At 68.9% G+C, this 26,374-nt stretch carries 38 protein-coding genes; 1 reads left to right on the top strand and 37 read right to left on the bottom strand.

What is annotated here, in order from left to right; genetic code table 11:
- Positions 1-31: 31 nt before the first annotated feature.
- The 4 genes from glmS to rplM form a co-directional block, all read right to left on the bottom strand.
- On the bottom strand, positions 32-1,924 hold the full coding sequence (gene glmS / locus AC08OU_RS00725) for a glutamine--fructose-6-phosphate transaminase (isomerizing) (RefSeq protein WP_476598527.1): 1,893 nt from the start codon (positions 1,922-1,924) through the stop codon (positions 32-34).
- Between the two features lie 105 nt (positions 1,925-2,029).
- Complete coding sequence (glmM, locus tag AC08OU_RS00720) at positions 2,030-3,397, bottom strand: phosphoglucosamine mutase (protein WP_476598529.1); 1,368 nt, start codon at positions 3,395-3,397, stop codon at positions 2,030-2,032.
- 109 nt (positions 3,398-3,506) lie between these two features.
- Entirely contained in the window at positions 3,507-3,914 is a 408-nt protein-coding gene (rpsI, locus tag AC08OU_RS00715) for a 30S ribosomal protein S9 (RefSeq protein WP_476598530.1), read from the bottom strand.
- Positions 3,915-4,007: 93 nt separating this feature from the next.
- Positions 4,008-4,451, bottom strand: coding sequence for a 50S ribosomal protein L13 (gene rplM, locus AC08OU_RS00710; RefSeq protein ID WP_011435067.1), 444 nt, complete (start codon positions 4,449-4,451; stop codon positions 4,008-4,010).
- 308 nt (positions 4,452-4,759) lie between these two features.
- Between rplM and AC08OU_RS00705 the strand changes: the two genes are divergently transcribed.
- Complete coding sequence (locus AC08OU_RS00705) at positions 4,760-6,244, top strand: hypothetical protein (RefSeq protein WP_476604078.1); 1,485 nt, start codon at positions 4,760-4,762, stop codon at positions 6,242-6,244.
- A gap of 40 nt (positions 6,245-6,284) precedes the next feature.
- On the opposite strand, the gene truA is transcribed toward AC08OU_RS00705, so the two are convergent.
- The 33 genes from truA to AC08OU_RS00540 form a co-directional block, all read right to left on the bottom strand.
- Entirely contained in the window at positions 6,285-7,109 is an 825-nt protein-coding gene (truA, locus tag AC08OU_RS00700) for a tRNA pseudouridine(38-40) synthase TruA (RefSeq protein WP_462202429.1), read from the bottom strand.
- Between the two features lie 222 nt (positions 7,110-7,331).
- A complete protein-coding gene (rplQ, locus tag AC08OU_RS00695) occupies positions 7,332-7,952 on the bottom strand; it encodes a 50S ribosomal protein L17 (RefSeq protein WP_462185706.1) in 621 nt (206 codons plus the stop codon).
- 133 nt (positions 7,953-8,085) lie between these two features.
- Positions 8,086-9,135, bottom strand: coding sequence for a DNA-directed RNA polymerase subunit alpha (locus AC08OU_RS00690; RefSeq protein WP_462202431.1), 1,050 nt, complete (start codon positions 9,133-9,135; stop codon positions 8,086-8,088).
- Positions 9,136-9,312: 177 nt separating this feature from the next.
- Positions 9,313-9,942, bottom strand: coding sequence for a 30S ribosomal protein S4 (rpsD, locus tag AC08OU_RS00685; protein WP_476598532.1), 630 nt, complete (start codon positions 9,940-9,942; stop codon positions 9,313-9,315).
- Between the two features lie 95 nt (positions 9,943-10,037).
- Entirely contained in the window at positions 10,038-10,442 is a 405-nt protein-coding gene (rpsK, locus tag AC08OU_RS00680) for a 30S ribosomal protein S11 (protein WP_011435061.1), read from the bottom strand.
- An 81-nt stretch (positions 10,443-10,523) separates the two neighbouring features.
- The gene (rpsM, locus tag AC08OU_RS00675) at positions 10,524-10,904 is read right to left on the bottom strand and encodes a 30S ribosomal protein S13 (RefSeq protein WP_462202433.1); all 381 of its coding nucleotides are present in this window, start codon (positions 10,902-10,904) and stop codon (positions 10,524-10,526) included.
- Between the two features lie 201 nt (positions 10,905-11,105).
- Positions 11,106-11,219, bottom strand: coding sequence for a 50S ribosomal protein L36 (gene rpmJ / locus AC08OU_RS00670; RefSeq protein WP_003956441.1), 114 nt, complete (start codon positions 11,217-11,219; stop codon positions 11,106-11,108).
- Between the two features lie 79 nt (positions 11,220-11,298).
- Positions 11,299-11,520 carry a translation initiation factor IF-1 gene (gene infA / locus AC08OU_RS00665; RefSeq protein ID WP_006541558.1) on the bottom strand — a complete coding sequence of 74 codons (222 nt, stop codon included), beginning with the start codon at positions 11,518-11,520 and terminating at the stop codon, positions 11,299-11,301.
- Positions 11,521-11,802: 282 nt separating this feature from the next.
- Positions 11,803-12,648 carry a type I methionyl aminopeptidase gene (gene map / locus AC08OU_RS00660; protein WP_462202436.1) on the bottom strand — a complete coding sequence of 282 codons (846 nt, stop codon included), beginning with the start codon at positions 12,646-12,648 and terminating at the stop codon, positions 11,803-11,805.
- 142 nt (positions 12,649-12,790) lie between these two features.
- Entirely contained in the window at positions 12,791-13,444 is a 654-nt protein-coding gene (locus tag AC08OU_RS00655) for an adenylate kinase (protein WP_462185702.1), read from the bottom strand.
- Positions 13,444-14,736, bottom strand: a complete 1,293-nt coding sequence (gene secY, locus AC08OU_RS00650; protein ID WP_462185701.1) for a preprotein translocase subunit SecY — start codon at positions 14,734-14,736, stop codon at positions 13,444-13,446. Before secY ends, AC08OU_RS00655 begins: the two co-directional genes overlap by 1 nt.
- Positions 14,737-14,997: 261 nt before the next feature.
- Entirely contained in the window at positions 14,998-15,528 is a 531-nt protein-coding gene (rplO, locus tag AC08OU_RS00645) for a 50S ribosomal protein L15 (protein WP_462185700.1), read from the bottom strand.
- A 2-nt stretch (positions 15,529-15,530) separates the two neighbouring features.
- Positions 15,531-15,716, bottom strand: a complete 186-nt coding sequence (rpmD, locus tag AC08OU_RS00640; protein WP_011435055.1) for a 50S ribosomal protein L30 — start codon at positions 15,714-15,716, stop codon at positions 15,531-15,533.
- On the bottom strand, positions 15,716-16,324 hold the full coding sequence (gene rpsE / locus AC08OU_RS00635) for a 30S ribosomal protein S5 (protein ID WP_462185699.1): 609 nt from the start codon (positions 16,322-16,324) through the stop codon (positions 15,716-15,718). Before rpsE ends, rpmD begins: the two co-directional genes overlap by 1 nt.
- Before the next feature lie 71 nt (positions 16,325-16,395).
- Positions 16,396-16,770: a 50S ribosomal protein L18 gene (rplR, locus tag AC08OU_RS00630; protein WP_462185698.1), complete on the bottom strand. Its 375-nt coding sequence runs from the start codon at positions 16,768-16,770 to the stop codon at positions 16,396-16,398.
- Positions 16,771-16,780: 10 nt separating this feature from the next.
- Positions 16,781-17,317, bottom strand: coding sequence for a 50S ribosomal protein L6 (gene rplF / locus AC08OU_RS00625; RefSeq protein ID WP_462185697.1), 537 nt, complete (start codon positions 17,315-17,317; stop codon positions 16,781-16,783).
- A 12-nt stretch (positions 17,318-17,329) separates the two neighbouring features.
- Entirely contained in the window at positions 17,330-17,740 is a 411-nt protein-coding gene (gene rpsH / locus AC08OU_RS00620; protein ID WP_011435051.1) for a 30S ribosomal protein S8, read from the bottom strand.
- 160 nt (positions 17,741-17,900) lie between these two features.
- Complete coding sequence (locus tag AC08OU_RS00615; RefSeq protein WP_011435050.1) at positions 17,901-18,086, bottom strand: type Z 30S ribosomal protein S14; 186 nt, start codon at positions 18,084-18,086, stop codon at positions 17,901-17,903.
- Positions 18,087-18,090: 4 nt separating this feature from the next.
- A complete protein-coding gene (gene rplE / locus AC08OU_RS00610) occupies positions 18,091-18,690 on the bottom strand; it encodes a 50S ribosomal protein L5 (RefSeq protein WP_462202438.1) in 600 nt (199 codons plus the stop codon).
- 41 nt (positions 18,691-18,731) lie between these two features.
- Entirely contained in the window at positions 18,732-19,058 is a 327-nt protein-coding gene (gene rplX / locus AC08OU_RS00605; protein ID WP_462185747.1) for a 50S ribosomal protein L24, read from the bottom strand.
- Positions 19,059-19,060: 2 nt separating this feature from the next.
- On the bottom strand, positions 19,061-19,429 hold the full coding sequence (gene rplN, locus AC08OU_RS00600) for a 50S ribosomal protein L14 (protein WP_476598534.1): 369 nt from the start codon (positions 19,427-19,429) through the stop codon (positions 19,061-19,063).
- A 76-nt stretch (positions 19,430-19,505) separates the two neighbouring features.
- Positions 19,506-19,814: a 30S ribosomal protein S17 gene (rpsQ, locus tag AC08OU_RS00595; RefSeq protein ID WP_462185746.1), complete on the bottom strand. Its 309-nt coding sequence runs from the start codon at positions 19,812-19,814 to the stop codon at positions 19,506-19,508.
- Positions 19,815-19,819: 5 nt separating this feature from the next.
- Entirely contained in the window at positions 19,820-20,086 is a 267-nt protein-coding gene (rpmC, locus tag AC08OU_RS00590) for a 50S ribosomal protein L29 (protein ID WP_462185695.1), read from the bottom strand.
- Positions 20,086-20,502 carry a 50S ribosomal protein L16 gene (gene rplP / locus AC08OU_RS00585; protein WP_009740521.1) on the bottom strand — a complete coding sequence of 139 codons (417 nt, stop codon included), beginning with the start codon at positions 20,500-20,502 and terminating at the stop codon, positions 20,086-20,088. The genes rpmC and rplP overlap by 1 nt, the downstream gene beginning before the upstream one ends.
- Positions 20,503-20,504: 2 nt before the next feature.
- Positions 20,505-21,449 carry a 30S ribosomal protein S3 gene (rpsC, locus tag AC08OU_RS00580; protein ID WP_476598536.1) on the bottom strand — a complete coding sequence of 315 codons (945 nt, stop codon included), beginning with the start codon at positions 21,447-21,449 and terminating at the stop codon, positions 20,505-20,507.
- Entirely contained in the window at positions 21,449-21,886 is a 438-nt protein-coding gene (rplV, locus tag AC08OU_RS00575; protein ID WP_476591751.1) for a 50S ribosomal protein L22, read from the bottom strand. Before rplV ends, rpsC begins: the two co-directional genes overlap by 1 nt.
- The gene (rpsS, locus tag AC08OU_RS00570) at positions 21,879-22,160 is read right to left on the bottom strand and encodes a 30S ribosomal protein S19 (RefSeq protein ID WP_011435043.1); all 282 of its coding nucleotides are present in this window, start codon (positions 22,158-22,160) and stop codon (positions 21,879-21,881) included. Before rpsS ends, rplV begins: the two co-directional genes overlap by 8 nt.
- A 93-nt stretch (positions 22,161-22,253) precedes the next feature.
- On the bottom strand, positions 22,254-23,087 hold the full coding sequence (gene rplB, locus AC08OU_RS00565) for a 50S ribosomal protein L2 (protein ID WP_011435042.1): 834 nt from the start codon (positions 23,085-23,087) through the stop codon (positions 22,254-22,256).
- Between the two features lie 46 nt (positions 23,088-23,133).
- On the bottom strand, positions 23,134-23,430 hold the full coding sequence (rplW, locus tag AC08OU_RS00560; protein WP_011435041.1) for a 50S ribosomal protein L23: 297 nt from the start codon (positions 23,428-23,430) through the stop codon (positions 23,134-23,136).
- The gene (rplD, locus tag AC08OU_RS00555; RefSeq protein ID WP_462185691.1) at positions 23,427-24,164 is read right to left on the bottom strand and encodes a 50S ribosomal protein L4; all 738 of its coding nucleotides are present in this window, start codon (positions 24,162-24,164) and stop codon (positions 23,427-23,429) included. Before rplD ends, rplW begins: the two co-directional genes overlap by 4 nt.
- On the bottom strand, positions 24,161-24,868 hold the full coding sequence (rplC, locus tag AC08OU_RS00550; RefSeq protein WP_462185690.1) for a 50S ribosomal protein L3: 708 nt from the start codon (positions 24,866-24,868) through the stop codon (positions 24,161-24,163). The genes rplD and rplC overlap by 4 nt, the downstream gene beginning before the upstream one ends.
- A 17-nt stretch (positions 24,869-24,885) precedes the next feature.
- Positions 24,886-25,194, bottom strand: coding sequence for a 30S ribosomal protein S10 (gene rpsJ, locus AC08OU_RS00545; protein ID WP_007514815.1), 309 nt, complete (start codon positions 25,192-25,194; stop codon positions 24,886-24,888).
- Between the two features lie 339 nt (positions 25,195-25,533).
- On the bottom strand, positions 25,534-26,374 hold an 841-nt coding region (locus tag AC08OU_RS00540; protein ID WP_476604077.1), incomplete at its 5' end, for an elongation factor Tu.

The following is a 26,374-nucleotide window of genomic DNA, read 5'->3' as shown; positions in this document are numbered from 1 at the left end:
ACTGCGCCGAAGGCGCAGTGTGGGGAAGGGCTTATTCGACTGTGACCGACTTCGCCAAGTTACGCGGCTGATCGACATCGAGGCCGCGCGCAAGCGCCAGCTCGCACGCGAAGACCTGCAGCGGTAGCGTCGTGACCAGGGGCGCGAACAGCGACGCGGTCGCGGGCACGCGGATGAGATGATCGGCGAACGGTTCGACGGCGGTGTCGCTCTCTTCCGCGATCACGATCGTGCGGGCGCCACGCGCCCGGACTTCCTGGATGTTGGAAACGATCTTTCCGTGCAGGTTCGCACGACCCCGTAGGGACGGCACAACGACGAACACCGGCAGGCCGGGCTCGATGAGCGCGATCGGCCCGTGCTTGAGCTCCCCTGCCGGGAACCCCTCGGCGTGCATGTAGGCGAGTTCCTTGAGCTTGAGGGCCCCTTCCAGGGCCACCGGGTACCCCACATGACGACCGAGGAAGAGCACCGCCCTCGCGTCGGCCAAGGCACGGGCGAGCTCCCGCACCGGCTCGACCGTTCCCAGCGTCCGTTCGATCAGCTCGGGCATACGCTGGAGCCGCTCGACGTACGCAGCGACCTCATCGCCGTAGAGCACGCCGCGCACCTGGGCCAGGAACAGGCCAACGAGAAGGCACGCGGCGACCTGCCCGAGGAAGGTCTTGGTGGACGCGACCCCCACCTCCGGGCCGCAGCGGGTGTACAGCACCGCATCGGACTCCCGAGGGATCGTAGAACCGTTGGTGTTGCAGATGGCCAGCACCCGTGCCTTCTGCTCGCGCGCGTGTTTGACCGCCATCAGCGTGTCCAGCGTCTCGCCGCTCTGGCTGATCGCGATGACGAGGGTGGACCGGTCGAGCACCGGGTCGCGGTAGCGAAACTCCGAGGCCATCTCGACCTCGCAGGGCAGCCTGGTCCAGTGCTCGATCGCGTACTTTGCGATGAGGCCGGCGTGGTAGGCGGTACCGCAGGCGACGATGAAGACCTTGTCCACGTCCCGGAAATCCTGGACAGACAGCCGCTCCTCGTCGAGCACGATCGCACCATCGGCGGAAAGCCGACCGCGCAGCGTGTCTGCCAGGGCGGTCGGCTGCTCGCTGATCTCCTTGAGCATGAAGTACGGGTAGCCGCCCTTCTCGGCGGCGCTGGCATCCCAGTCGACGTGGTACCGCCGGCCCTCGATGATCTGGCCGCCGAAGTCGGTCACCGTCACGCCGTCCCGGCGAGCCTCGACCACCTGATCCTGCCCGATCTCCAGCGCCTCCCGGGTGTGGGCGATGAAGGCCGAGACGTCGCTGGCGAGGAAGGTCTCCCCCTGACCGAGCCCCACGACTAGCGGGCTGTTGCGCCGGGCCCCGACAACCACCTCCGGGAAGTCGCGGTGCAGCACGACCAGGGTGAACGCGCCTTCCAGCCGCCGGCAGACCCGTCGCAGCGCGGCGGTCAGCGGATGCGCGCCCCCGTCGTACCCGCGGTCGGCACCAGCGCCGGCACCAGCAAGCTCGACTTCGAGGAGATGGGCGACGACCTCCGTGTCGGTCTCACTGGCGAGCTCGTGGCCGACCGTCTCCAGCTCGACCCGCAATGCGGCGAAGTTCTCGATGATCCCGTTGTGGATGACGGCGATGGCGCCGGTGCAGTCGGTGTGCGGATGGGCGTTCGCGTCGGTCGGTCCACCGTGCGTGGCCCACCGGGTATGCCCCATGCCGGTGGTGCCGGGCATCGGCCTGGAATCCGGATTCTCGGCGAGCAGCTTCTCGAGGTTGGACAGCTTGCCGGCACGACGCGCCGTCCGCAGTGCCCCGGCGCCAACCACGGCGACACCCGACGAGTCGTAACCCCGGTACTCCAACCGCCGCAGACCGTTCAATGCGACATCCAGTGCCGCCTGGTCGCCGACGTAACCGATGATCCCGCACATGCGGCTCAGCGTACGCAGGTTCCCGGAGGTGAGAGCGTACCGGGGGACGCTCGGGGCAAGGTGTCCGCTTGTGGCCGCGGCGGGACCGGTCAGCGACGGGATCGGTCAGCGCGCCGGCGGCAACGCGGTGCGCACGACGGCGGCGAGCCGCTGTGCGACCGCCCGCGCGGCGGCGTCGGTGCCCGCCTCGACCATCACCCGCACGAGGGGTTCGGTGCCGGACGACCGCAGCAGCACCCGACCCTCGTCACCGAGTTCCGCCTTGGCCAGGGCGACGGCCCGCAGCAGTTCCTCATTGGTGTCCACCTGCGTCCGGTCGACGCCACGCACGTTCACCAACACCTGGGGCAACCGGGTCATCGCCTTGGTGAGCTCGCCGAGCGGTTGTCCGGTCTCGGCGACCCGGCCCAGGATCCGCAACGCCGTCAACAACCCGTCGCCGGTCGTCGCGTAGTCCAGGAACACCACGTGCCCGCTCTGCTCACCGCCGAGCACGTAGCCTCCGGCGCGCATCGCCTCCAGCACGTACCGGTCCCCGACGGGTGTGGTGACGACGGTGATACCGGCCTCCCGCATCGCGTGGTGAAAGCCCAGATTCGACATCACGGTGACCACCACCGTGTCGTCGACCAGCTCACCCCGCTCGGCCAGCGCCAGAGCACACATCGCCAGGATCTGGTCGCCGTCGACGACCTCACCGGTCGCGTCCACGGCGAGGCAACGGTCCGCGTCGCCGTCATGGGCGATGCCGACGTCGGCACCGTACGCCACGACCGCGGCACGCAGGCTGTCGAGATGGGTGGCACCGCTGCCGTCGTTGATCGCTGTCCCGTCGCCGTCGGCGTGCAGCGCGACGACATCGGCTCCGGCCGCCCGCAGCACCCGAGGGGCCAAGGTGGAGGCGGCGCCCTGGGCACAGTCGACGACGACCCGCAGGCCGTCGAGCGGCACCGGCAGCGTGGCCAGCAGATGCGCCGCATACCGGTCGAGGAGAACCGGTTCGTCGTGGACCCGACCGACGTCGGCGCCGACGGGACGGCGGCTCGGAGGTAGGGCCATCCGCCGCTCGATGGCGTCCTCGACCTCGTCGGGCAGTTTGAGGCCGCCGGCGGCGAACAGCTTGATGCCGTTGTCCGGCATCGGGTTGTGGCTGGCGGAGAGCATGACACCGAACATCGCGCCGCTGGCTGCGACGGCGTAAGCCACCGCGGGCGTGGGTGCCACCCCGATCCGGGCCACGTCGGCACCGGAGGCTGCGAGCCCGGCGACCACCGCGGCCTCCAGGAACTCCCCCGAGGGCCGCGTGTCCCGGCCGACGACCACTACCGGCTTACCGGACCCGGAGGGCCCACTCGCCCGGTTCGGCCCAGCGAGAACCTCGACCGCCGCGGAAGCCAGCGACAACGCCTGCTCCGCGGTCAGATCGATGTTGGCGACACCTCGGACGCCGTCGGTGCCAAAGAGCCTCACCATTGAGGTCTCCCTTGTCGAAGATCGTGGCGGAGACCGAGGGGGGCACCGGTGGCACCGATCCCCTCCAGGAGCGCGCCTCCGGGGGCACGCCCGCGAAGGGGATCCAAGGTCAGCGCTTGCTGTACTGCGGAGCCTTGCGGGCCTTCTTGAGCCCGTACTTCTTACGCTCCTTGACCCGAGCGTCACGGGTCAGGAAGCCGGCCTTCTTCAGGGTAGGCCGGGACTCCTCCTCCGCCAGCGTCAACGCGCGGGCGAGGGCGAGCCGCAGCGCACCGGCCTGCCCGGAGACGCCGCCACCGTGCAGCCGGGCGACGATGTCGTACGACTCCGTCCGATCCAGTGCCTTGAGCGGCTCGTTGACGAGCTGCTGGTGCACCTTGTTCGGGAAATACTGCTCAAGCGTGCGCCCGTTGAGCGTCCACTGCCCGGTCCCCGGGAGCAGACGCACCCGGACGACCGCCTCCTTGCGCCGCCCGGTGGCGCGGGGATTGCCCTGTACGTCGGTCACGACAGCCACGTCGCGTTCCTTCCTCGGTTGATGCGTGGTTCCCGGGGCCGGTACCGGCGGGCGGGAGGACCCCGCCCGGCGACCGGCTCAGGAGGTCCGCGGCTACTGCGCGACCTGGATGATCTCGAATGGGGTGGGCTGCTGCGCCTGATGCGGGTGGGTCGGACCCGCATAGACCTTCAGCTTGGTCCCCTGGGCTCGGCCGAGTTTGTTCTTCGGCAGCATGCCCTTGATCGCCTTCTCGACGATGATCTGCGGACGGGTATCGAGCAGCTCCCCGTAGGAGGTGCTGCGCAGACCGCCCGGGAAGCCGGAGTGCCGGTGGTACTGGGCCTGCTCCCGCTTGTTCCCACTCAGGGCGACCTTGCCCGCGTTGATCACGACGACGAAGTCGCCGGTGTCGATGTGTGGAGCGAAGTACGGCTTGTGCTTTCCACGCAGGAGCGTGGCGGCCTGGGTCGCCAGCCGACCGAGCACCACGTCGGTGGCATCGATGACGTGCCACACACGCTGGACATCCGCGGGCTTGGGCTGGTACGTGCGCACAGGTCTGCCTTCTCGTTCGGACGATCCCGCCAGGAGACTCCCAAGGGGCCTCTCACGGATCTCGTCAAGAATAATCTCGTCAAGAATGTGGAGCGCGCAGACGGGACGTGTCACGCGCAGCAGTCTTTGAGGCTACCAGGCGATCGGAGCGGTCCACCCGGGGGGCACGGAAAGCGGGAGTACCGGCAGTACCGGCAGTGCGGACATGCAGGGGAGACGGACATGCAGGCGGCCCGGCCACCGACCATGGACACCTGACCGCGCTGAATCCCGCCGACAAGCTGGCTATTCTCACCAGGATGACGGAGATGGGCAGCGGGCGATCCGACGGGCGCGAGGGGCACGAAGCCCCCGGGCACGAGGGGCCGACCCCGCTGTCCGGAGGCGCCGGCCACGATCGGACGTTTCCCGCGCCGGCTGAGGGCCGGCGGTCGGCCGGCGCGCCGGAGGGCGGCGGTCCGGCAACCGGTCCGGCCGACCGGGGAGGCACCACGGGCCCGACAGCAGTGACGATTCCCCGCCCAGGTGGCCCGCACCCCGACCTCGACGGCTGGACTCCCCCCGCCGACGATCCCCTGTTCGGGGGATCCCGGACGTACTCGTTCTCGCCGAAGCCGACCTCCCTGCGGATCACACCGCCCGACACCACGCAGCCCGACACCACACCGCTCGGCATAACACCGTCCCCGACCACCACGAGCTTGGGCACGGAGCCAGCCGGGACCGGCGCCGCATCCGTACCGCAGCCGGGTCCGACCCGCTATGAGCGCCCGGCATCCCGTCCACGGGACTCGGGCACGCCGGCCTATCCGGGTGTCTCCCCCGGCACAGATGCCGTTACTGGCGGTCCCACCCGCATCGGTGAAACCGGCGAATCCCACCCACCCGCCGCGGCTGATGGCGGATTCGGCGACGGCGATCCGGTCGACATCCATTCGATCGACGGATCGGCACCGTCCGCCACCGCCGCATCGAGCGCCCGTGGCGCGTACCCGTCGAGGTGGGGGCGGAGCACTCAGGACCAGGCCGGGGGCCGTGCGGTCCACGACGCTCGGCGGTTGCTGGCCGGCGTCGCCGGGGCCGTCCTCGTCCTCGTCGCGGCGGTCGCGGTCGTGGCGGTGCGCAGCGGGGACAACGGGCACAACGGGCGCGAGACGCCCACCACCCGGCAGACGCTCCCACCAATCCCGGCCGGCTTCCTCAACAGCGCGACCCTCGACTCCGACCCGGTGACCGCCGACGAGTTCTTCTCCGACGAGCAGGTCGAGGCCGAGGGACGGAACTACCGGCGGCTCGCCCGCAAACTGGACAACGGCTGCCCAGATCTCACCGGTGGTCTGGTCACGCAGCTCAAGGACCGGCGCTGCCGGCAGGTGGTGCGGACGCTGTTCCTCAGCACCCCGGGGGACGGCGGACGCCAGGTGCTGGCCGGCGTCACCGTCTTCGTCCTCGACGAGCTCACCACCGCCACCGCCACCGCCACCGCCACCGCCACCGCCACCGCCACCGCCACCGCGGACATCCTCAACCAGGGGCGCGGTGGCATCGTGCCCCTCCCCGTCCCGGCCAACTCGATTCCGAACGCGCGGATCACCGGCCCGGGTGGGAACAACTCGTGGCGGGGCGCGATCACCCGCGGGCACTACCTCATCTACACGCAGGTCGCCTACACCGACGGCACCCAGGGAGCAGGGACCGATCCCGCGCTGCGGAACGCCCAGACCGATCTGAGCACACTCGCGACCGAGCCCATCGGAGACCGAGCAGTACTCGGCCACGGCCCGCGCCACTGACCCACCGGCGACCGGGCCCACCGGCGACCAGGCCCCACCCTCAACCGGACGGCGTGGGGGGAATCCGAACGGCCCGGGTGACCTCGGCCCGGGCGGCCAACTCAGGATCGGGCGGGTAACGCACGTCCACCAGCGTCAGGCCGTGCGCCGGCGCAACGGTGACGGCAGGGTCCCGGACACCTCGGTGCAGCACCGCCGCGGGCCACTGGGGCGGCTTGCGGCCCTCCCCGACGGCAAGCAGGGCGCCGACCAGCGCCCGGACCATGGAGTGGCAGAAGGCGTCGGCCTCGACGTCGGCCACGACGACCCCGTCAGGCCGGCGGAGCACATCGAGGCGCAGCAGCGTGCGGACGGTCGTCGCGCCCTCCCGGCGCCGGCAGAACGCGGCGAAGTCATGCTCGCCAACCAGGAACAGCGCCGCCGCCGCCATCGCGGGCACGTCGAGCGGACGAGGCCAGGCCAGGGTGTCGAAGCGCCGCAGGGGTTCGGCTCCATACGGAGCGTCGGTGATGCGGTAGACGTAGCGGCGGGAGAGTGCGGAGAATCTGGCGTCGAAGCCGGGCGGTGCCGGGGCGAGCCCGATGATCCGCACGGCCCGGTCCAGGACACCGTTCAGCCGCCGCGCGAGGCCGCCGAGCGGCACGTCGTCCGGGAGATCAACGTGCGCTACCTGGCCGACGGCGTGGACGCCCGAATCGGTCCGTCCGGCGACGGTGAGCCGTACCGCCGGCAACCGCGCCACCCGCATAAGGGCATCCTCCACATCGCCCTGCACGGTGCGTTGGCCGGGCTGGCGGGCCCATCCTGCGAACGGCGTCCCGTCGTAGGAGAGGTTCAGCCGCAGCCGAACCAGCCCGTCGGTCATCGTCATCACCGGCGGGCAGCCGCCTCGCGACCCGCGGGACATCGTCCCGCGGAAACTCCCGGATCGGACATCTGTCTCTCCCCCGTGCAAGCGACGACGCGGCGGTGCGACGGCACTAAAACGAAAGCCCGCCGCCCATGATGGGCGGCGGGCCTGCGCGGATCTACTCCAGGACGCGAGATCCGGGCCGAAGGCCGAAGATTCCGGCCTTCGGCCCGGATCTCAGTTTGCGGAGTTCTGCTCCCCGGTGCCGGAGTCCTCCCCGGTGCCGGAGTCGTCCGCCTGCCCGGTCGTCGGCTTGCCGGCGGCCCCTTCGGCGGGGGTGTCTGCCGGCTCCGCGGCCTCGGCTGCCACAACAGCCGCGGTCGGCGACTCCTGGGCCAGGTCCTCCGCCGCCTCCGCGGTGGCGCCGGTGGGCTTGCGACGAGCCTCGAAACGGGTGTCCCGCGCCCGCTCGGCCTCACTGACGGCCTGCTGGCCGATAGTCAGCGCCTCGACCAGCTCGATCCGGGCCAGCGGGGCGTTGTCACCCTTCCGGTTGCCGATCTTGATGATCCGGGTGTAGCCACCGTTCCGGTTCGCGTAGCGCGGACCGATCTCGGTGAACAGGGTGTGCACGACCGAGTTGTCGCGTACCTGGCGCATGACGCGCCGGCGGGCGTGCAGGTCCCCCCGCTTGGCGAAGGTCACCAAACGCTCGGCGTACGGACGCAGCCGCTTGGCCTTCGCCTCGGTGGTGGTGATGCCGCCGTGCTCGAACAGCGCGGTGGCGAGGTTGGCCAGCAGCAGCCGCTCATGTGCGGGGCTGCCGCCGAGCCGGGCGCCCTTGGTTGGCGTGGGCATGATGAGTGCTCCTCGTTCCTTTCACGGTCCTGCTGGTCACCGGCCTAGCCAGGCTGCCCGCCCGAAGGACGCGGCTCTCGCCACCGGAGGGTCGCCGAGGGCCCCCGCCGGAAGCGGAGGCCCTCGTGGAGAGTCAGTACTGCTCGGTCTCGACGAACTCCGCGCCGTCGTCGGACGGGTCGGAGAACGACGGGCTGTACGTGTCGGTGCCGTAGGTGTCCACGGCCTGGCGCGGGTCGAACCCGGGCGGGGAGTCCTTGAGCTGCAGGCCCATCGCGCCCAGCTTCGTCTTGACCTCATCGATCGACTTCTGCCCGAAGTTACGGATGTCGAGCAGGTCGGCCTCGCTACGGGAGACCAGCTCGCCGATCGTGTGGATGCCCTCACGCTTGAGGCAGTTGTAGGAGCGGACGGTCAGGTCCATCTCCTCGATGGGCAACGCGAGGTCGGCCGCCAGCGCCGCGTCCGCGGCGGACGGGCCGATGTCGACGCCCTCCGCCTCGGCGTTGAGCTCCTGCGCCAGCCCGAACAGGCCGACCAGGGTCTTGCCGGCGCTGGCCATCGCGTCTCGCGGGGAGATCGACGGCTTGGTCTCGACGTCAACGATGAGCCGGTCGAAGTCGGTCCGCTGCTCGACGCGGGTGGCCTCGACCTTGTAGGTCACCTTCAGCACCGGCGAGTAGATCGAGTCGATCGGGATCCGCCCGATCTCCTGGCCGGCTTGCTTGTTCTGGGCCGCGCTGACGTACCCGCGCCCCCGCTCGACGGTCAGCTCGATCTCGAGCTTGCCCTTGTCGTTCAGAATGGCGAGCCGCAGCTCGGGGTTGTGCACCTCGACGCCCGCCGGCGGGGCGATGTCCGCCGCTGTGACCTCGCCGGGGCCCTGCTTGCGCAGGTACATCACGGTCGGCTCGTCGTTGTCGGAGCTGACGACCAGTTCCTTGAGGTTCAGGATCAGGTCGGTCACGTCCTCCTTGACGCCGGGCACGGTGGAGAACTCGTGCAGCACGCCGTCGATGCGGATGCTGGTGACCGAGGCACCGGGAATGGAGGACAACAGGGTCCGGCGCAACGAGTTACCGAGGGTGTAGCCGAAGCCCGGCTCCAGCGGCTCGATCACGAAGCGTGAACGGAACTCGGAGATCGGGTCTTCGATGAGGGTGGGACGCTGAGCGATCAACATGAGAACGTCCTTCCGACCACGGCGACCGCCATATGACGCCGTGTGGTGCGGGCCCCCTGACGGGAGCCGGTGGGCGGAACATCGGTCCGTTCCGCCCACGGGGTGGTGTCCGGGCGGAGGCCCGCCCGGACTCCAGTGTGCTCCGCCCCCTGACTGCGGGGACGACGCCGGCAGACCCTACTTGGAGTAGAGCTCGACGATCAGCTGTTCCTGCACCTGAGTGTCGATCACCTGCCGCGCCGGCAGCGAGTGCACCAGGATCCGCAGCTGGCTCGGGATCACCTCCAGCCAGGCCGGAACGGCCCGACCCTGACCCGCGGTCTCCCGGGCCACGATGAACGGGGTGAGCTCCCGGGCCTTCGGCGCGATCTCGACGATGTCGTTCTCGCTGATCCGATAGCTGGGGATGTCGACCTTGCGGCCGTTCACCTGGACGTGGCTGTGCCGGACGGCCTGACGGGCGGCGTCCCGCGAGGGTGCGAAGCCACCCCGGTACACGACGTTATCGAGCCGCGACTCAAGGATCTTCAGCAGCTCGTCACCGGTCTTGCCGGCCCGGCGATTCGCCTCGTCGTAGTAGCCCCGGAACTGCTTCTCCAGCACGCCGTAGATTCGGGCGCACTTCTGCTTCTCGCGCTTCTGCAGCAGGTACTCGGAGTCCTTGGTGCGGCCACGGCCGTGCTCGCCCGGCGGGTAGGGCCGGATCTCGATCGGGCACTTCGGGGTGTCGCACTTGCTGCCCTTGAGGAACAGCTTGGTCTTCTCGCGGCGGCAACGCTTGCAGTCCGCGCCGGTGTAACGGGCCATCTAATCCTTCTCTCTCGTTTCCTGGCGCGAACTCGAACGCAACGCCACGACACCGGCCGGCGTGGAGCTCCGGCCGCGGCCGCCTCGCCGCATGGTCACACCCTGCGCCGCTTGGGCGGGCGGCAACCGTTGTGCGGGGTCGGGGTGACGTCCTGGATCGCACCGACCTCGAGGCCCGCGGCCTGCAGGGAACGGATCGCGGTCTCCCGGCCGGAACCCGGGCCCTTTACGAAGACGTCGACCTTACGCATCCCGTGCTCCTGCGCCTTGCGGGCCGCGTTCTCGGCCGCCATCTGGGCGGCGAAGGGCGTGGACTTGCGGGAGCCCTTGAAGCCGACATGGCCCGCCGAGGCCCAGGAGATCACGTTCCCGGACGGGTCGGTGATGGAGACGATCGTGTTGTTGAACGTGCTCTTGATGTGAGCGTGTCCGTGGGCGACGTTCTTCTTTTCCTTACGCCGGACCTTCTTGGCGCCGGCTGCGCGCGTCTTGGGAGGCATGTTCGCGTGTGGTCTCCGTGTACGAGGTCGTCGATCAGTGGTCGGCGGCGGCGGGCCCGAGCGGTCCGCCGGGGACCCTGACTACTTCTTGCCGGCCTTCTTCTTGCCGGCGATGGCGCGGCGCGGGCCCTTGCGGGTGCGCGCGTTGGTGTGCGTGCGCTGGCCGTGGACGGGCAGGTTACGCCGGTGACGGAGCCCCTGGTAGCACCCGATCTCCATCTTGCGGCGAATGTCCTGCTTGATCTCCCGGTTGAGGTCACCCTCGACCCGGTAGTTCGCGTCGATCCAGTCGCGCAGTCTGACGATCTCTTCCTCGCTCAGATCACGAACACGCGTGTCCGGGTTGACCCCGGTGGCGGCGAGGGTGTCCCGGGAGCGGCTGCGGCCGATCCCGAAGATGTAGGTCAGAGCGATCTCAACCCGCTTCTCGCGGGGAAGGTCGACGCCGGAGAGGCGTGCCATGAACGGATGTTTCCTTCCTGCGGCCGGAGGTCTCGGGCGATGCCGTCCCGGCCGGCGCCGGGCCGGGCGGGCCCCGGCCTCCGACCGGGGGTAGGTCGTCCCGGATGGGACGCCTGGCATCGCTTGGATGCGGTGGGCCGCCTCTCGGCGGGCGGCACGTGCTGCGCCACCCGCCGGGACGAGGCCGCACCCGTCAGGACATCAGCCCTGACGCTGCTTGTGACGAAGGTTGTCGCAGATGACCATGACTCGCCCGTGGCGACGGATCACCTTGCACTTGTCGCAGATCTTCTTGACGCTGGGCTTGACCTTCACGGCTGTTGCGGACCTCCTGCGCAGCCGCGGGCCGCGCGTGGCGATTGAGTGGAGCTACGGGCGAGTGAGAAGAGATCGACTACTTGTAGCGGTAGACGATGCGGCCGCGGGACAGGTCGTAGGGCGAGAGCTCGACCACGACGCGGTCCTCCGGCAGGATCCGGATGTAGTGCTGGCGCATCTTCCCGCTGATGTGGGCGAGAACACGATGACCGTTCTGGAGCTCCACCCGGAACATCGCGTTCGGGAGCGGCTCCACCACACGGCCTTCGATCTCGATGGCCCCGTCCTTCTTCGGCATGTCCTCCGCTGTCCTGACGTCGGCTATGGGACGGCGGCTCGGCCGCGACCGGTCGGCCCTCCGAAATATTCGGAAAAGCCAAGGTCAGAGGCTTGAACTACCCCGAGAGGAGCCCGAACCCACCAACCACACTGCCACCGACCGCAACTGCCATAGACAGGACTGCTATCGACACGGTGGAGCACACCGGCGTGAGAAGACCGCCAGCTAAAGAGTGTACGCGGCGACCCCCGTCAAGGGTCAACACGACCCCCGCTCAGAGTCGACCCGACCTCAGCCGGTTCAGCCGGTTCCAGACGGGGCGTCAGCCGGCTGCCCGCAGGCGACCCCGAGCTCGGTGAGTTTCGCCGCTCCGCCGTCCGGCGCCGTCAGCACCCACGGCCCACGCGGAGTGATTGCCACCGAGTGCTCGATGTGGGCGGCGAGGCTGCCGTCGCGGGTCACGACGGTCCAGTCGTCGGGGAGCACGGCCGTGTCCGGCGACCCCATGGTAATCATAGGCTCGATGGCCAGCGCAAGGCCCTCGATCAGCCGGATGCCACGGCCGGGCCGGCCGTGGTTGAGCACGTGGGGGGGCTGGTGCATCTCGCTGCCGATACCGTGGCCCCCGTAGTGATCGACGATGCCGTAGCCATGTGGACGGACATGCCGCTCGACGGCGGCGCTGATGTCGGTGAGCTTTCCACCGAGCTGGGCGGCGGCGAGGCCCGCCCACAGCGCGCCCTCGCACGTGTCGATCATCGCGAGAACCTCCGGGGCGACCTCACCGACCGGCACGGTGATCGCGGCGTCCCCATGCCAGCCGTCCACGATCGCCCCGCAGTCGATCGAGATGATGTCGCCCTCGCGCAGCACCCGCTTGCGGGTGGGGATGGCGTGCACCACCTCGTTGTTGACCGAGCTGCAGATCGAGGCCGGATACGGCGGCTGGGCATAGCCCTTGAAGGACGGGATACCGCCGTCGTCCCGGATCGTCTTCTCGGCAAGGGCGTCCAGCTCGGCCGTGGTGACCCCGGGGACGACCGCGTCACGCAGCCGCGCCAGCGTCTTCGCGACGAGCAGGCCAGCAACCCGCATCTTGGCGATCTCCGCCGCCGTCTTGATCTGGACGTGTTCTCGTCGCGCCACGCTCGTCGCCCCGGTCCGTGTTCGTGTTGTGTCCGTTTCCGATGCTAGCCGCCGACCCCCGCAGGACGTACTCCAACGATCTTCCGCGAAAAGCTCGGGAGCCACGTTCGGCCTGGTCCGCGCCCGGACCAGGCCGACGGGTTCAGTCGCCGTAGTGCCGCAGGGCGTCGAGCGCGCGGTCGGTGACGTTGTCCACCGGTCCGGTGGCGTCGATACCGATCAGGATGCCCTTTTCGGCGTAGTACGCCACCAGCGGCGACGTCTGGTCCGCGTAGACCTCGAGCCGATGACGGACCGTCTCCGACCGGTCGTCGTCGCGCTGGAACAGCTCGCCACCACACCGGTCACAGACGCCCTCGACCGACGGCGGGTCGAAGTCGATGTGCCAGATATGACCGCAGTTCCGACAGGTTCGCCGACCGGACAGCCGGCGCACCACCTCGTCGTCGTCGACGACGAGCTCGAGCACCACGTCCAGACGGGTCCCCATGCCATCGAGCATCTGCCCGAGCACCTCGGCCTGCGGGACGTTGCGAGGGAAACCATCGAGCAGGAATCCCTTGACCGCGTCGTCCTCGGCCAAGCGGTTGCGGACCATACCGATGGTGATCTCGTCCGGTACGAGATCACCGGCATCCATGAAGGCCTTGGCCTTGACGCCCAGCTCCGTTCCCTGTCGCACATTCGCCCGGAAGATGTCCCCGGTGGAGATCTTGGGGATCGACCGCGCCTGGGCAATGAACGCGGCCTGGGTGCCCTTTCCGGCACCGGGCGGCCCGACCAGTACGAGGCGCACTACCGGAGGAAACCTTCGTAATTGCGGAGCATGAGCTGGCTTTCGATCTGCTTCACGGTTTCCAGCCCAACCCCCACCATGATCAAAACCGACGTGCCCGCGAAGGGGAACGGCTGGTCCTTGGTCAGGTTCAGCAGTGCCAACGGAAGAACCGTGATCACGCCGAGGAACAGCGATCCCGGGAGCGTGATTCGGTCGAGTACATGTTTGAGGTACTCCGCCGTCGGGTTCCCCGGCCTGATCCCGGGAATGAACCCACCATACTTCTTCATATTGTCCGCGACCTCCGTCGGGTTGAAGGTGATCGCAACATAAAAATAGGTGAAGAAGATGATGAGTGCGAAATATGTCACCAGATAGAATGGATGGCCACCCCTGGAGAGGTATCTTTGCTCGAAGTCCTGGAAGCTCTGGTTGCTCCACACCTGTCCGGCAAGCTGAGGGAGCTGCAGCAGCGAGGACGCGAAGATGACGGGGATGATCCCGGCCTGGTTGACCTTGATCGGCAGGTAGGTCGACGTCCCGCCGTACATCCGCCGCCCGATTAGACGCTTGGCGTACTGGACCGGGATGCGACGCTGAGACTGCTCGACGAACACGACGAACACGACGATCGCGAGACCGAGCAGGAGCACCAGGCCGAACACCACACCGCCGGCGACCTGGAGAATGCGTCCGCCTTCGGAGGGAAGCCTCGCCGCGATCGAGGTGAAGATCAGCAGCGACATGCCGTTGCCGACCCCCCGGGCGGTGATCAGCTCACCCATCCACATGATGACCGAGGTACCCGCTGTCATCGTGATGACAATTGTCGCGATCCGGAACAGGCTCGTGTCCGGGATGATGGCGGCCGAACAGTCGGGGAACAGCCGGCCGCTGCGGGCCAGCGCCACGATGCCGGTGGCCTGCAGAAGACCGAGGGCGATCGTCAGGTACCGGGTGTACTGTGTAAGCTTCTGCTCGCCCGAGCTGCCCTCCTTCTTCAGCTGCTCCAGCCGAGGGATCACCACAACGAGCAACTGAATGATGATACTCGATGTGATATACGGCATGATGCCAAGCGCGAAGATGGACAGCTGCAGCAGAGCCCCACCACTGAACAGGTTGATCAGCGAGTAGACGTTGCTGCTGTCGGCACTCGCCGAGTCCAGGCAGGTGTTCACTGCGGACGTCGAGACACCCGGCGACGGCATGACGCTGCCGAACCGGAACAGCACCACGATACCGACGGTGAACAGCAGCTTCTTGCGCAGGTCAGGCGTGCGGAATGCCCGCGTGAAGGCGGTGAGCACGGCTCCTCCTGCTGGGATTGCGGACCGACGGGAAGTGGACATCCTGCCCAGTGCGGATCGCCTCCCCCGGCCGGTCGCCGAGGTCGGTTAGGCGACTGTAACAGGACACCCGGCCCACTCGTCCCGACATCACCATGGGTAAGCGATGGTGGACCGCAAGAGACGGCTGACGCCGAGGCGCACGGCCGCCTGGCGAGGGGTCCGGACGGGCGGGGCCGGGGTGGGAGCAGGGTGACATGGCCCATACCCCCACCCATGCTCTCAGCTCTGCGTGACGCTCCCGCCGGCAGCGGCGATCTTCTCCTTCGCGGAGGCCGAGAACGCGTCCGCGCTCACGTGCAGCGCGACGTCGATGTCGCCGTTGCCCAGCACCTTCACCGGCGACTTGCCCCGCACCGCACCCCTGGCCACGAGGGCGGCCTTGGTGACCTCACCACCTTGCGGGAACAGCTCCGCGAGGGTGGCGACGTTCACGACCTGGTACTCGACGCGGAACCGGTTGCGGAAGCCCTTCAGCTTGGGCAGGCGCATGTGCAGGGGCATCTGGCCACCCTCGAACCGGGCGGGCACCTGCTTGCGGGCCTTCGAGCCCTTGGTGCCCCGCCCGGCGGTCTTGCCCTTGGAACCCTCACCGCGACCGACGCGGGTTTTGGACTTATGGGCGCCGGGGGCCGGCCGGAGGTGGTGCACCTTCAGGCCGCGGCCACGGACGGCCTGCGCCGAGCCGGCCTCAGTGCCCGCGCCGGTGGCGCCGGTGTCGTCACCGGCGTCGGTCTTCGTCAGTTCGGCCATGGCTAGGAGTCCACCTCCTCGACCCGGACAAGATGGGTCACAGTTCTGATCATCCCGCGAATCTCGGGACGATCATCACGGACGGTCGTCGCGTTGATCTTCCGCAGACCAAGGGTACGCAGCGTGGCCCGCTGGTTCGAGGTACCACCGATCCCCGACCGGATCTGCGTGATGCGCAGCTTGGCCATCAGACACCGGCTCCCGCCGCACGAGCTCGCAGCATGGCCGGCGGAGCGACGTCCTCCAGCGGCAGGCCGCGACGGGCGGCGATCTCCTCGGGACGCATCAGGCCACGCAGAGCAGCGACCGTCGCGTGCACAATGTTGATCGGGTTCGATGAGCCGAGCGACTTCGAGAGCACGTCGTGCACACCGGCGCACTCCAACACGGCACGGACCGGACCACCGGCGATGACCCCGGTACCGGGCGAGGCGGGCTTGAGCAGCACGACGCCGGCTGCCTCCTCGCCCTGCACCGGGTGCGGAATCGTCGAACCGATCCGGGGCACCTTGAAGAAGTGCTTCTTGGCTTCTTCGACGCCCTTGGCGATGGCGGCCGGAACCTCCTTGGCCTTGCCATAGCCGACGCCCACGGTCCCGTCCGCGTCACCGACCACGACGAGCGCCGTGAAGCTGAACCGACGTCCGCCCTTGACAACCTTCGCCACGCGGTTGATCGCGACAACCCGCTCGACGTAGGCGTTCTTCTCCTGCGCCGGGCCGCTGCCCGACCGGTCCCGGCGTTCCCGACGGTCCGAGCCGCCGGAGCCGCCGCCGCGGCGCTGCTGGCCTGGCATCTACAACATCTCCCTGTTCTGGCTGTACTGGCGGTAAAGGCTGGACTGACAGTAAAGGCTGGGGGAAGTCATCAGAAGTCCAGCCCGCTCCCCCGCGCCGCGTCCGCGAGCGCGGCGATGCGGCCGGAGTAGGTCCGCCCACCGCGATCGAACACGACCGCGGCGATCCCGGCCGCCTTCGCGCGCTCGGCGACCAGTGCGCCGACCTTGCGGGCCTGCTCGGTCTTGTCCCCCTCGCCGCCGCGCAGCGACACGTCCAGGGTGGACGCCGACGCCAGCGTGTGGCCGGCGACGTCGTCGATGACCTGGGCGTAGATGTGCCGCGAGGACCGGGTGACGACGAGCCGTGAGCGGGACGGGGTGCCCGCCACCTTCTTGCGCACCCGGACGTGCCGACGGAGCTTCGCGGTCCGTCGGCGCGAGCTGGCGCCGAGGCTCACTGCCATGATCTATCTCCTACTTCCCGGTCTTCCCGACCTTGCGGCGGACGACCTCGCCCTGGTAGCGCACGCCCTTGCCCTTGTACGGGTCGGGCTTGCGCAGCCCGCGGATCTTCGCGGAGACCTCACCGACCAGCTGCTTGTCGATCCCGTGGACCACGAAGCGGGTCGGGGTCTGCACCTCGAAGCGGATGCCCTCCGGGGCCTTGACCGGCACCGGGTGGCTGTATCCGAGGGCGAACTCCAGGTCGGAGCCCTTGGCCTGGACACGGTAACCGACGCCGACGATCTCCAGGGTCTTCGAGTATCCGGCGGTGACGCCGGTGACCATATTGGAGACCAGGGTGCGAGTCAGGCCGTGCAGCGACCGGGAGCGACGCTCATCGTCGGGCCGGGTCACGAGGAGCCGACCGTCCTCGGTGTTCACCACGATCGGCTCGGCCACGACGTGGCTCAGGGTGCCCTTGGGCCCCTTGACGGTGATGGTGGCTCCCTGGACGGTGACATCGACACCGCTGGGGACGGGAATGGGCAGGCGCCCGATCCGTGACATCGCTCGCCCTCCTTACCAGATGTAGGCGAGGACTTCCCCGCCCACGCCCCGCTTGCCCGCCTGCTTGTCGGTCAGCAGACCCGACGAGGTGGAGATGATGGCGACGCCCAGGCCCCCGAGGACCTTCGGGAGGTTCGTCGCCTTGGCATAGACCCGCAGACCCGGCTTGCTGATGCGCTTGATCCCGGCGATCGAGCGTTCCCGGTTGGGGCCGTACTTCAGATCGATGACCAGGGTGTGGCCGACGCCGCCAGCCGAGGTCGCGTCCTCGACGTGCCAGCCGGAGATGTATCCCTCCTGCTGGAGAATCTCGGCAATGTGCGTCTTGATCTTGCTGTGAGGCATCACCACGCGGTCGTGGTACGCCCGGCTGGCGTTCCGGACACGCGTGAGCATGTCCGCAATCGGATCGGTCATCGTCATGGCTTGACGCCTTTCTCACGGCGGTTCCCGCCGGCGCCGAGGTCGTCCTCGGCCGCTGGATGCCGGGCCTGCCGCGATCGGGTGGAGGTGCGGTGGTGGTGCGGTGGAGCCGTGCTGCCGGTGGAGCCGTGCCGGCCCCGGTCCGGGGCGCGGTACCGGCCTACCAGGAGCTCTTGGTGACGCCGGGCAGCTCGCCACGATGCGCCATCTGCCGCAGGCATACCCGGCAGAGCCCGAAGCCCCGGTACACCGAGCGGGACCGGCCGCAGCGCTGGCATCGGGTATAACCCCGGACCGCATACTTCGGCTTACGGTTCGACTTCTCGATCAGTGCTTTCTTGGCCATCTCTCTAGTTCTCCCGGAAGGGGAAGCCCAGCGCCCGCAGGAGCGCCCGGCCCTCGTCGTCGGTGGTCGCGGTGGTGACGACCGTGATGTCCATGCCCCGAACCCGATCGATCCGGTCGATATCGATCTCGTGGAAGATCGACTGCTCGGTCACCCCGAAGGTGTAGTTGCCGGCACCGTCGAACTGCTTCGGCGACAGCCCGCGGAAGTCACGGATACGCGGCAGCGCGATGGTGACGAGGCGGTCGAGGAACTCCCACATCCGGTCACCACGCAACGTCACCTTGGCGCCGATCGGCATCCCTTCGCGCAGCTTGAACTGGGCGATGGACTTCTTCGCGCGCCGGACCGCGGGCTTCTGACCGGTGATGGCCGCGAGATCCCGCACAGCGCCATCGATCAGCTTCGCGTCCCGGGCGGCGTCTCCGACCCCCATGTTGACGACGACCTTGACGACGCCGGGGATCTGCATGACGTTGCGGTAGGAGAACTGGTCCCGCAGCGCCGGGGCGATCTCGTCACGGTACCGCTGCTTGAGCCGTGGAACCGGGCGAGCGCCGGTGGTCCGGCCTTCGATGGTCCGGCCCTCGGTGGTCACAGTCATGGTCTAATCTCGTTTCCCAACTGCTCGACTGCTCGCTCGGCCTACAGCTCGGTGCCGGTGCGCCGCGAGACACGCACCTTGGTGCCGTCGTCGTTGATGCGGTAACCGATCCGGGTCGGCTTCCCGTCAGACGGGTCGACGATCATCACGTTGCTCACGTGGATCGGCGCCTCCTGGGTGATGATGCCCCCGGACTGCGAGCCGCGCGTGCTCTGCTGGACCCGGGTGTGCCGGGTGATCCGGTTCGCGCCCTCGACGAGGACCTTGTTCTGCTCCGGGTAGGCGCGGATGACCTTACCCTTGAGCCCACGGTCCTTGCCGGTGATGATCTGGACCGTGTCGCCTTTCTTGATCTTCAAAGTGGCCACGGTCACAGCACCTCCGGCGCCAGCGAGATGATCTTCATAAACTTCTTGTCACGCAGCTCCCGGCCGACCGGCCCGAAGATGCGGGTGCCCCGAGGGTCACCACTGTCCCGGATGAGCACCGCCGCGTTCTCGTCGAAGCGGATGTAGGAGCCGTCCGGCCGCCGGCGCTCCTTGGTGGTACGCACCACGACCGCCTTGACCACGTCGCCGCGCTTCACGCCGGCGCCGGGCAGGGCGTCCTTCACCGTGCCGACGATGATGTCGCCGATCCCCGCGTAACGACGCCCAGAGCCGCCGAGCACCCGGATGCAGAGAATCTCCCGCGCTCCGGTGTTGTCGGCGACCCGAAGTCGCGACTCCTGCTGAATCACTTTCCGCTCCTGATCACCCGGTACTACTGATCACCCGGTCCTGCCCGGCCCCGGCGTCCGGGCCAGAACTACTTCACTACTTCGCCTTCTCCAAGACCTGAACGATCCGCCACCGCTTGGTCGTCGACAGCGGCCGCGTCTCCATCAGTAGGACGCGGTCGCCGACACCGGTGGTGCCGCTCTCGTCGTGCGCCTTGACCTTCTTGGTACGACGGATCGTCTTGCCGTACAGCGGGTGCTGCACCCGGTCCTCGACCGCGACCACGACGGTCTTGGTCATCTTGTCGCTGACCACGAGGCCCTCTCGGACCTTACGGAATCCGCGGGGGAGAGCCGCCGCGTCCGTGCTCTGCGAAGCCTCCTGGGAGGCCGTCTCGTCTGTCACTGTCCTCACGCCCGTTCCGACTGCGTCGCGTCATCGTCCGCCGCGCCGGCCGCCACCGCCGGATCGTCGGTGATACCCAGCTCCCGTTCGCGCATGACGGTGTAGATCCGGGCGATGTCGCGCCGCACGGCCTGCAGCCGGCGGTTGTTCGACAGCTGCCCGGTCGCCGCCTGGAACCGGAGGTTGAACAGCTCCTCCTTGGCCTCCCGAAGCTTGTCGACGAGCTCCTCGCCCGACAGGCTCCGCAGCTCGTCCGCGGTAGCGACAGCCATTACGCACCACCTTCACGGACCACGAAACGGCACTTCATCGGCAGCTTGTGGATGGCCCGCCGCATCGCCTCGCGGGCCACCGGCTCCGCGACCCCGGACAGCTCGAACAGGACCCGGCCCGGCTTGACGTTCGCGACCCACCACTCAGGCGAGCCCTTACCGGAACCCATCCGGGTCTCGGCCGGCTTCTTGGTCAGCGGACGGTCCGGGTAGATGTTGATCCAGACCTTTCCACCACGACGGATGTGCCGGGTCATCGCGATACGGGCCGACTCAATCTGCCGGTTCGTCACGTAAGCCGACTCCAGGGCCTGAATCCCGTACTCACCGAACGTGACCCGGGTTCCGCCCTTGGCGGCACCGGTCCGCCCGGGGTGGTGCTGCTTGCGGTGCGCGACCTTCCGGGGAATCAGCATGTCTATTCCTCCGCCTTCTCCGGAGTGTTCGCCACGGCCGCCTCAGGCGTCGCGGCCGGCGTACTCGGCGCCGCGGTGGCGGACTCCGCGACAGGTGCCGTCGACTCGGCCGACTCGGCCGACTCGGCCTCGCCCGCCGGAGTCTCAGCCGGGGCGTTCCCGCCGCCACCACCACGGCCCCGGCGCTCGCTGCGGGCCGCCGCCCGGCCCGCTTCGGTCCCGCCCTGGGTCGTGCCGGACGAGCCGGAACGCGGCCCGCGGCGCGGGCGCTCCCGGCGGGTCTGGCGCTGCAGCGCCTCCTGCGCCTCACGCTCGGCCCGGCTCTGGACGACGTCGCCCTTGTAGATCCAGACCTTCACGCCGATGCGGCCGAAGTTCGTCCGGGCCTCATAGAAGCCGTAGTCGATGTCCGCGCGAAGGGTGTGCAACGGCACCCGACCCTCGCGGTAGAACTCCGACCGGCTCATCTCGGCGCCACCGAGACGACCCGAGCACTGCACCCGGATCCCCTTCGCGCCGCCCTTCATCGCGGTCTGCATGGCCTTGCGCATCGCCCGGCGGAAGCTGACCCGGCTGGAGAGCTGCTCAGCCACCCCCTGGGCGACGAGCTGGGCGTCGACCTCGGGGTTCTTCACCTCGAGGATGTTGAGCTGCACCTGCTTGCCGGTGAGCTTCTCCAGGTCGCCACGGATACGGTCGGCCTCGGCGCCACGGCGACCGATGACGATGCCTGGGCGCGCGGTGTGGATGTCCACCCGCAGCCGCCCCTGGGTCCGCTCGATGTCGACCCGGCTGATGCCGGCCCGCTCCATGCCCCGCGACATCATCTTACGGATCTTCACGTCCTCGCCGACGTACGCCTTGTACTGCTTGTCGGCGTACCAGCGAGAGGTGAACTCCGAGGTGATACCAAGCCGGAACCCGTGCGGGTTGACCTTCTGCCCCACTACCGGGCCCTCCTTGTCGTCTTCGCGGTCGTCTTGGCGCCCCGGCCGGCCGCGGAGACCGGCTCCCGGCTCTCCACCACGACGGTGATGTGGCTGGTGCGCTTGCGGATCCGATAGGCCCGGCCCTGGGCGCGGGGCCGGATGCGCTTGAGCGTCGGCCCCTCGTCCACGTAGACCTCGCCGACCCACAGGGTGGCCGGATCGAGGCTGTGGTTGTTCTCGGCGTTCGCCGCGGCGCTGGCGACAACCTTGTACACGTCCTCGCTGGCCGCCTGCGGAGCGAACCGGAGGATGTCCAGCGCCTCGCCGACCGAGCGCCCGCGCACCAGGTCGACGACCCGGCGGGCCTTCGTCGGCGAGACCCGGACATAGCGGGCCGAGGCCTTGGCCCCGGGAAGACCGGCCCGGGTCAGGCCGTCAACGAGATCGTCAGCCACGGCGTGACCTCCGGTCCTCCTTGACGTGGCCACGGAAGGTCCGGGTCGGGGCGAACTCGCCGAGCTTGTGCCCGACCATGCCCTCGGTGATGAAGACCGGGACGTGCTTGCGGCCGTCGTGCACGGCGATCGTGTGCCCCAGCATGTCGGGGATCACGGTCGACCGGCGCGACCAGGTCTTGATGACGTGCTTGGTGCCCTTGGAGTTCTGCAGATCCACCTTCTTGAGCAGGTGGTCGTCGACGAACGGGCCCTTTTTCAGACTGCGTGGCATGGCTGTGTCTCCTCCTTCCTGCTCAGATCCGATGGGTGCGGCTGGTCGGCGGCGCGCTGGTGGTCGACGCGGCCCGGGGCCTGGAGATCACCACTACCGCCGCCTGTTCTGCTTGCGACGACGCACGATGAGCGCGTCGGACGACTTGCGGGTCGCGCGGGTCCGCCCCTCCGGACGGCCCTTGGGGTTGACGGGGTGACGACCGCCGGAGGTCTTACCCTCACCACCACCGTGCGGGTGGTCGACCGGGTTCATCGCGACACCACGCACGGTGGGTCGGCGACCCTTCCAGCGCATCCGGCCGGCCTTACCCCAGTTGATGTTGCTTTGCTCCGCGTTGCCGACCTCGCCGACCGTCGCGCGGCAGCGCACATCCACGTTGCGGATCTCACCGGAGGGCATCCGCAGCTGGGCGTAGGGGCCGTCCTTCGCGACGAGCTGCACACTCGTGCCGGCGCTGCGGGCGATCTTCGCACCACCACCGGGACGCAGCTCGATGGCGTGCACCACCGTGCCGGTCGGGATGTTGCGCAGCGGCAGCGCATTGCCGGGCTTGATGTCGGCGCCCACGCCGGAGCTGACCGTGTCGCCCTGCCTGAGCTTCACCGGCGCGAGGATGTAGCGCTTCTCCCCGTCGAGGTAGTGCAGCAGCGCGATCCGGGCGGTGCGGTTGGGGTCGTACTCGATGTGCGCGACCTTGGCCGGCACCCCGTCCTTGTCCCGCCGGAAGTCGATGACCCGGTACGCCCGCTTGTGGCCGCCGCCCTGGTGCCGGGTGGTGATCCGGCCGTGGACGTTGCGCCCGCCCTTGGAGTGCAGCGGGCGGACCAGCGACTTCTCCGGGTGGTCACGAGTGATCTCGACGAAGTCGGCCACGCTCGCACCACGACGCCCCGGCGTCGTCGGCTTGTACCTACGAATACCCATGGCTTCCTACCGTCCTGGACCCACCGCCGCCGCGGAGCGCACGCGCTCAGGCACCGGGGCCTCCGAAGATCTCGATCGTGTCACCGGGAGCCAGGCTCACCAGGGCCCGCTTGGAGGCGGACCGGTGTCCCCAGCCGTGCTTGGTCCGCTTGCGCTTGCCCTGCCGGTTGATGGTGTTCACCCGCAGGACCCGCACATTGAAGATCTGCTGGACCGCGAGCTTGATCTGGGTCTTGTTCGCGTCCGGACGCACGATGAAGGTGTAGACGTTCTCGTCGAGCAGGCCGTAGCTCTTCTCGGAGACGACCGGCCGCAGGATCACGTCACGCGGGTCGGGAATCACTTGTTCTCCTCCGCCCCGGCCACACCTTCGGTGCCCGCGGCAGCCTCGGTCCCGGCGGTAGAGGTCGCCGGACGGGTGTCACGAGCAAGGAATGCGGCCAGCGCCTCCTCAGTGAAGACCACGTCGTCGCTCACCAGCACGTCATAGGTGTTGAGCTGGCCCGGGTCGAGCAGGTGCACCGCCGCGACGTTGCGCAGGCTCTTCCAGGTCAGCTCGTCCGAACGGCTCGCCACCAGCAGCACCCGGCGGGTGTCGGCGATCGTCCGCAGCGCGGTGATCGCGCTCTTCGTCGACGGCGCCTCGCCGGAGACCAGCGAGGACACCACGTGCACCCGGTTGTTGCGGGCCCGGTCGGACAGCGCGCCGCGCAGCGCGGCGGCCTTCATCTTCTTCGGGGTCCGCTGGTCGTATCTGCGCGGCGTGGGGCCATGCACGGTGCCACCGCCGGTGAACTGCGGAGCCCGCAGCGATCCCTGCCGGGCCCGGCCGGTGCCCTTCTGCCGATACGGCTTACGGCCACCGCCGCGGACCTCGCCGCGGGTCTTCGTGTCGTGCGTGCCCTGGCGGGCCGCCGCGAGCTGCGCCACCACGACCTGGTGGATCAGCGGGACGTTGAGCGGCACGTCGAACACGCCACCGGGCAGCTCGACACTGCCGCCGTCGCCCCCGTTCGGCGCGTGCACCGCGACGGTGCGCGTGGTGACGCTCGGGTCGGATGTGGCCACCCGGCTCATGCCGAGACCTCCTCACCGGTATCGGCCGGCTCGGCCGCCGGGGCGATGGTCTCGGGCGCCGGGCGCTTGGCCGCGCTGCGCACGAGGACCAGACCACCGTCCGGGCCGGGCACCGCACCCCTGACCAGCAGATAGCCGCGCTCGGTGTCGACGGCGTGGATCGTCAGCCCCGAGGTCGTTGTGCGCACGTGACCCATCCGGCCGGCCATGCGCAGGCCCTTGAACACGCGACCGGGAGTGGCGCAGCCGCCGACCGACCCCGGCGAGCGGTGCTTGCGCTCGACGCCGTGCCCCGCGCCCAGGCCCTTGAACCCGTGACGCTTCATGACACCGGCGAACCCCTTACCCTTCGAGGTGCCGGTGACGTCGACGACGGTCCCGGCGGAGAACACCTCGCCGGTCAGCTCCTGGCCGGGCCGGTAGTTGCCGGCGTCGGCGGTCCGCAGCTCGACGAGGTGGCGCCGAGGCGTCACCCCACTGGTGGCGAAGTGGCCGCGAGCGGGATTGTTGATCTTACGCGGGTCGATCTCGCCGTAACCGAGCTGCACGGCCGAGTAGCCGTCCGAGTCAGGCGTCTTGACCTGCGTGACGACGTTAGGTCCGGCCTTGATGACGGTGACCGGCACGACGCGGTTGTTCGCGTCCCATACCTGGGTCATCCCGAGCTTGGTGCCCAGGAGCCCTCTGTAGTTGCGGATGAGCATGACTGCGCCGGCCCCTCTTACAGCTTGATCTCGATATCGACGCCGGCGGGCAGGTCGAGGCGCATGAGCGAGTCGACCGTCTTGGGCGTCGGGTCAAGAATGTCGATCAGCCGCTTGTGCGTCCGCATCTCGAAGTGCTCGCGGCTGTCCTTGTACTTGTGCGGCGACCGGATGACGCAGTAGATGTTCTTCTCCGTCGGCAGCGGCACCGGTCCCGCGACCTGCGCGCCCGTCCGCGTCACCGTCTCGACGATCTTCCGCGCCGAGCTGTCGATGACCTCGTGGTCATAGGCCTTGAGCCGGATGCGGATCTTCTGTGCCGCCATGGTGGGCTTCGCCTGTCCTGTCTGTCTCGTCCGGCCGGTATCGCTACCGGGTCACCGCCCGTAGATCCTCACCGCCGGCCGCGCGGCGAGCCTGGCACCGCGCCGCCGGCGGAAAGAATCTGCCGGTTGTACCGCTGTCTCGTGCCGGTCCCGCTCGACGTGTCGACCGGGACCGGGCTGCGTCCCTTACCGGCGGCCGGTTGTCCTCGGCAGCCGAGTCTCGCGAGAGCCCTGCCTGGCCGGGGCGACCCCGCCACACGTGGAGCCGGGCCCCGTCTGGTCAGGCAGCGCAGTGGGCGGTGGGTCCGTACACACGCCCGGACCCACCGCCCACGGCTACTACTTGAGAACCTTCGTGACCTGGCCCGCGCCGACGGTCCGGCCACCCTCTCGGATGGCGAAGCGCAGACCCTCCTCCATGGCGATCGGCTGGATCAGCTCGACCGTCATCTCGGTGTTGTCCCCCGGCATGACCATCTCCGTGCCCTCGGGGAGGGTCACGACGCCGGTCACGTCGGTGGTGCGGAAGTAGAACTGCGGGCGGTAGTTCTTGAAGAACGGCGTGTGCCGTCCGCCCTCATCCTTGTTGAGGATGTAGACGCGAGCCTCGAACACCGTGTGCGGGGTGATCGACTTCGGCTTGACGATGACCTGGCCGCGCTCGACGTCCTCACGCTTGATACCGCGCAGGAGCAGACCGACGTTGTCGCCGGCACGCCCCTCGTCGAGCAGCTTGCGGAACATCTCGACACCGGTCACGGTGGTGGAGGTGGTCTCCGGCTTGATGCCGACGATCTCCACGGTCTCGTTGACCTTGACGATTCCGCGCTCGACGCGGCCGGTGACCACGGTGCCACGACCAGTGATCGTAAAGACGTCCTCGATCGGCATGAGGAACGGCCGGTCGATGTCACGCTGCGGCTCGGGGATCGACTCGTCGACCGCCGCCATGAGCTCGAGGAGCTTGGCGCCCCACTCCTTGTCGCCCTCCAGCGCCTTGAGCGCGGAGACCCGGACGACCGGAACGTCGTCGCCCGGGAACTCGTACGAGCTCAGCAGCTCCCGGACCTCCAGCTCGACGAGCTCGAGGATCTCCTCGTCGTCGACCATGTCGGCCTTGTTCAGGGCGACGACGATGTAGGGCACGCCGACCTGGCGGGCGAGGAGCACGTGCTCCTTC

It is taken from the genome of Frankia sp. CcMO1, assembly GCF_977945845.1.
Note: the sequence above shows the minus strand (reverse complement) of the source record. Positions and strands in the feature narration are given on the sequence as shown.

Bases quoted from the DNA above. Each gene is read 5' to 3' on its own strand.
- glmM (WP_476598529.1), bottom strand. From the start codon at position 3,397: ATGGTGAGGCTCTTTGGCACCGACGGCGTCCGAGGTGTCGCCAACATC.
- rplB (WP_011435042.1), bottom strand. From the start codon at position 23,087: ATGGGTATTCGTAGGTACAAGCCGACGACGCCGGGGCGTCGTGGTGCG.
- AC08OU_RS00690 (WP_462202431.1), bottom strand. From the start codon at position 9,135: ATGTTGATCGCTCAGCGTCCCACCCTCATCGAAGACCCGATCTCCGAG.
- rpsD (WP_476598532.1), bottom strand. From the start codon at position 9,942: ATGGCCCGTTACACCGGCGCGGACTGCAAGCGTTGCCGCCGCGAGAAG.
- rplD (WP_462185691.1), bottom strand. From the start codon at position 24,164: ATGAGCCGGGTGGCCACATCCGACCCGAGCGTCACCACGCGCACCGTC.
- rpsS (WP_011435043.1), bottom strand. From the start codon at position 22,160: ATGCCACGCAGTCTGAAAAAGGGCCCGTTCGTCGACGACCACCTGCTC.
- rplP (WP_009740521.1), bottom strand. From the start codon at position 20,502: ATGCTGATTCCCCGGAAGGTCGCGCACCGCAAGCAGCACCACCCCGGG.
- rpsK (WP_011435061.1), bottom strand. From the start codon at position 10,442: ATGCCTCCCAAGACGCGCGCAGCCGGCGCCAAGAAGGTCCGGCGTAAG.
- rplR (WP_462185698.1), bottom strand. From the start codon at position 16,770: ATGGCAGTGAGCCTCGGCGCCAGCTCGCGCCGACGGACCGCGAAGCTC.
- rpsE (WP_462185699.1), bottom strand. From the start codon at position 16,324: ATGCCAGGCCAGCAGCGCCGCGGCGGCGGCTCCGGCGGCTCGGACCGT.
- rplQ (WP_462185706.1), bottom strand. From the start codon at position 7,952: ATGCCCACGCCAACCAAGGGCGCCCGGCTCGGCGGCAGCCCCGCACAT.
- rpsJ (WP_007514815.1), bottom strand. From the start codon at position 25,194: ATGGCGGCACAGAAGATCCGCATCCGGCTCAAGGCCTATGACCACGAG.
- rplF (WP_462185697.1), bottom strand. From the start codon at position 17,317: ATGTCACGGATCGGGCGCCTGCCCATTCCCGTCCCCAGCGGTGTCGAT.
- rpmC (WP_462185695.1), bottom strand. From the start codon at position 20,086: ATGGCTGTCGCTACCGCGGACGAGCTGCGGAGCCTGTCGGGCGAGGAG.
- glmS (WP_476598527.1), bottom strand. From the start codon at position 1,924: ATGTGCGGGATCATCGGTTACGTCGGCGACCAGGCGGCACTGGATGTC.
- AC08OU_RS00705 (WP_476604078.1), top strand. From the start codon at position 4,760: ATGGGCAGCGGGCGATCCGACGGGCGCGAGGGGCACGAAGCCCCCGGG.
- rplE (WP_462202438.1), bottom strand. From the start codon at position 18,690: ATGACTGTGACCACCGAGGGCCGGACCATCGAAGGCCGGACCACCGGC.
- AC08OU_RS00615 (WP_011435050.1), bottom strand. From the start codon at position 18,086: ATGGCCAAGAAAGCACTGATCGAGAAGTCGAACCGTAAGCCGAAGTAT.
- rpmD (WP_011435055.1), bottom strand. From the start codon at position 15,716: ATGGCCAAGCTGCGCATCACGCAGATCCGGTCGGGGATCGGTGGTACC.
- rplC (WP_462185690.1), bottom strand. From the start codon at position 24,868: ATGCTCATCCGCAACTACAGAGGGCTCCTGGGCACCAAGCTCGGGATG.
- rpsM (WP_462202433.1), bottom strand. From the start codon at position 10,904: ATGGCACGCCTCTCCGGCGTCGACCTTCCCCGCGAGAAGCGGGTTGAG.
- truA (WP_462202429.1), bottom strand. From the start codon at position 7,109: ATGACCGACGGGCTGGTTCGGCTGCGGCTGAACCTCTCCTACGACGGG.
- infA (WP_006541558.1), bottom strand. From the start codon at position 11,520: ATGCCGAAGAAGGACGGGGCCATCGAGATCGAAGGCCGTGTGGTGGAG.
- rpsH (WP_011435051.1), bottom strand. From the start codon at position 17,740: ATGACGATGACCGATCCGATTGCGGACATGCTCACGCGTGTCCGGAAC.
- rplO (WP_462185700.1), bottom strand. From the start codon at position 15,528: ATGGCCGAACTGACGAAGACCGACGCCGGTGACGACACCGGCGCCACC.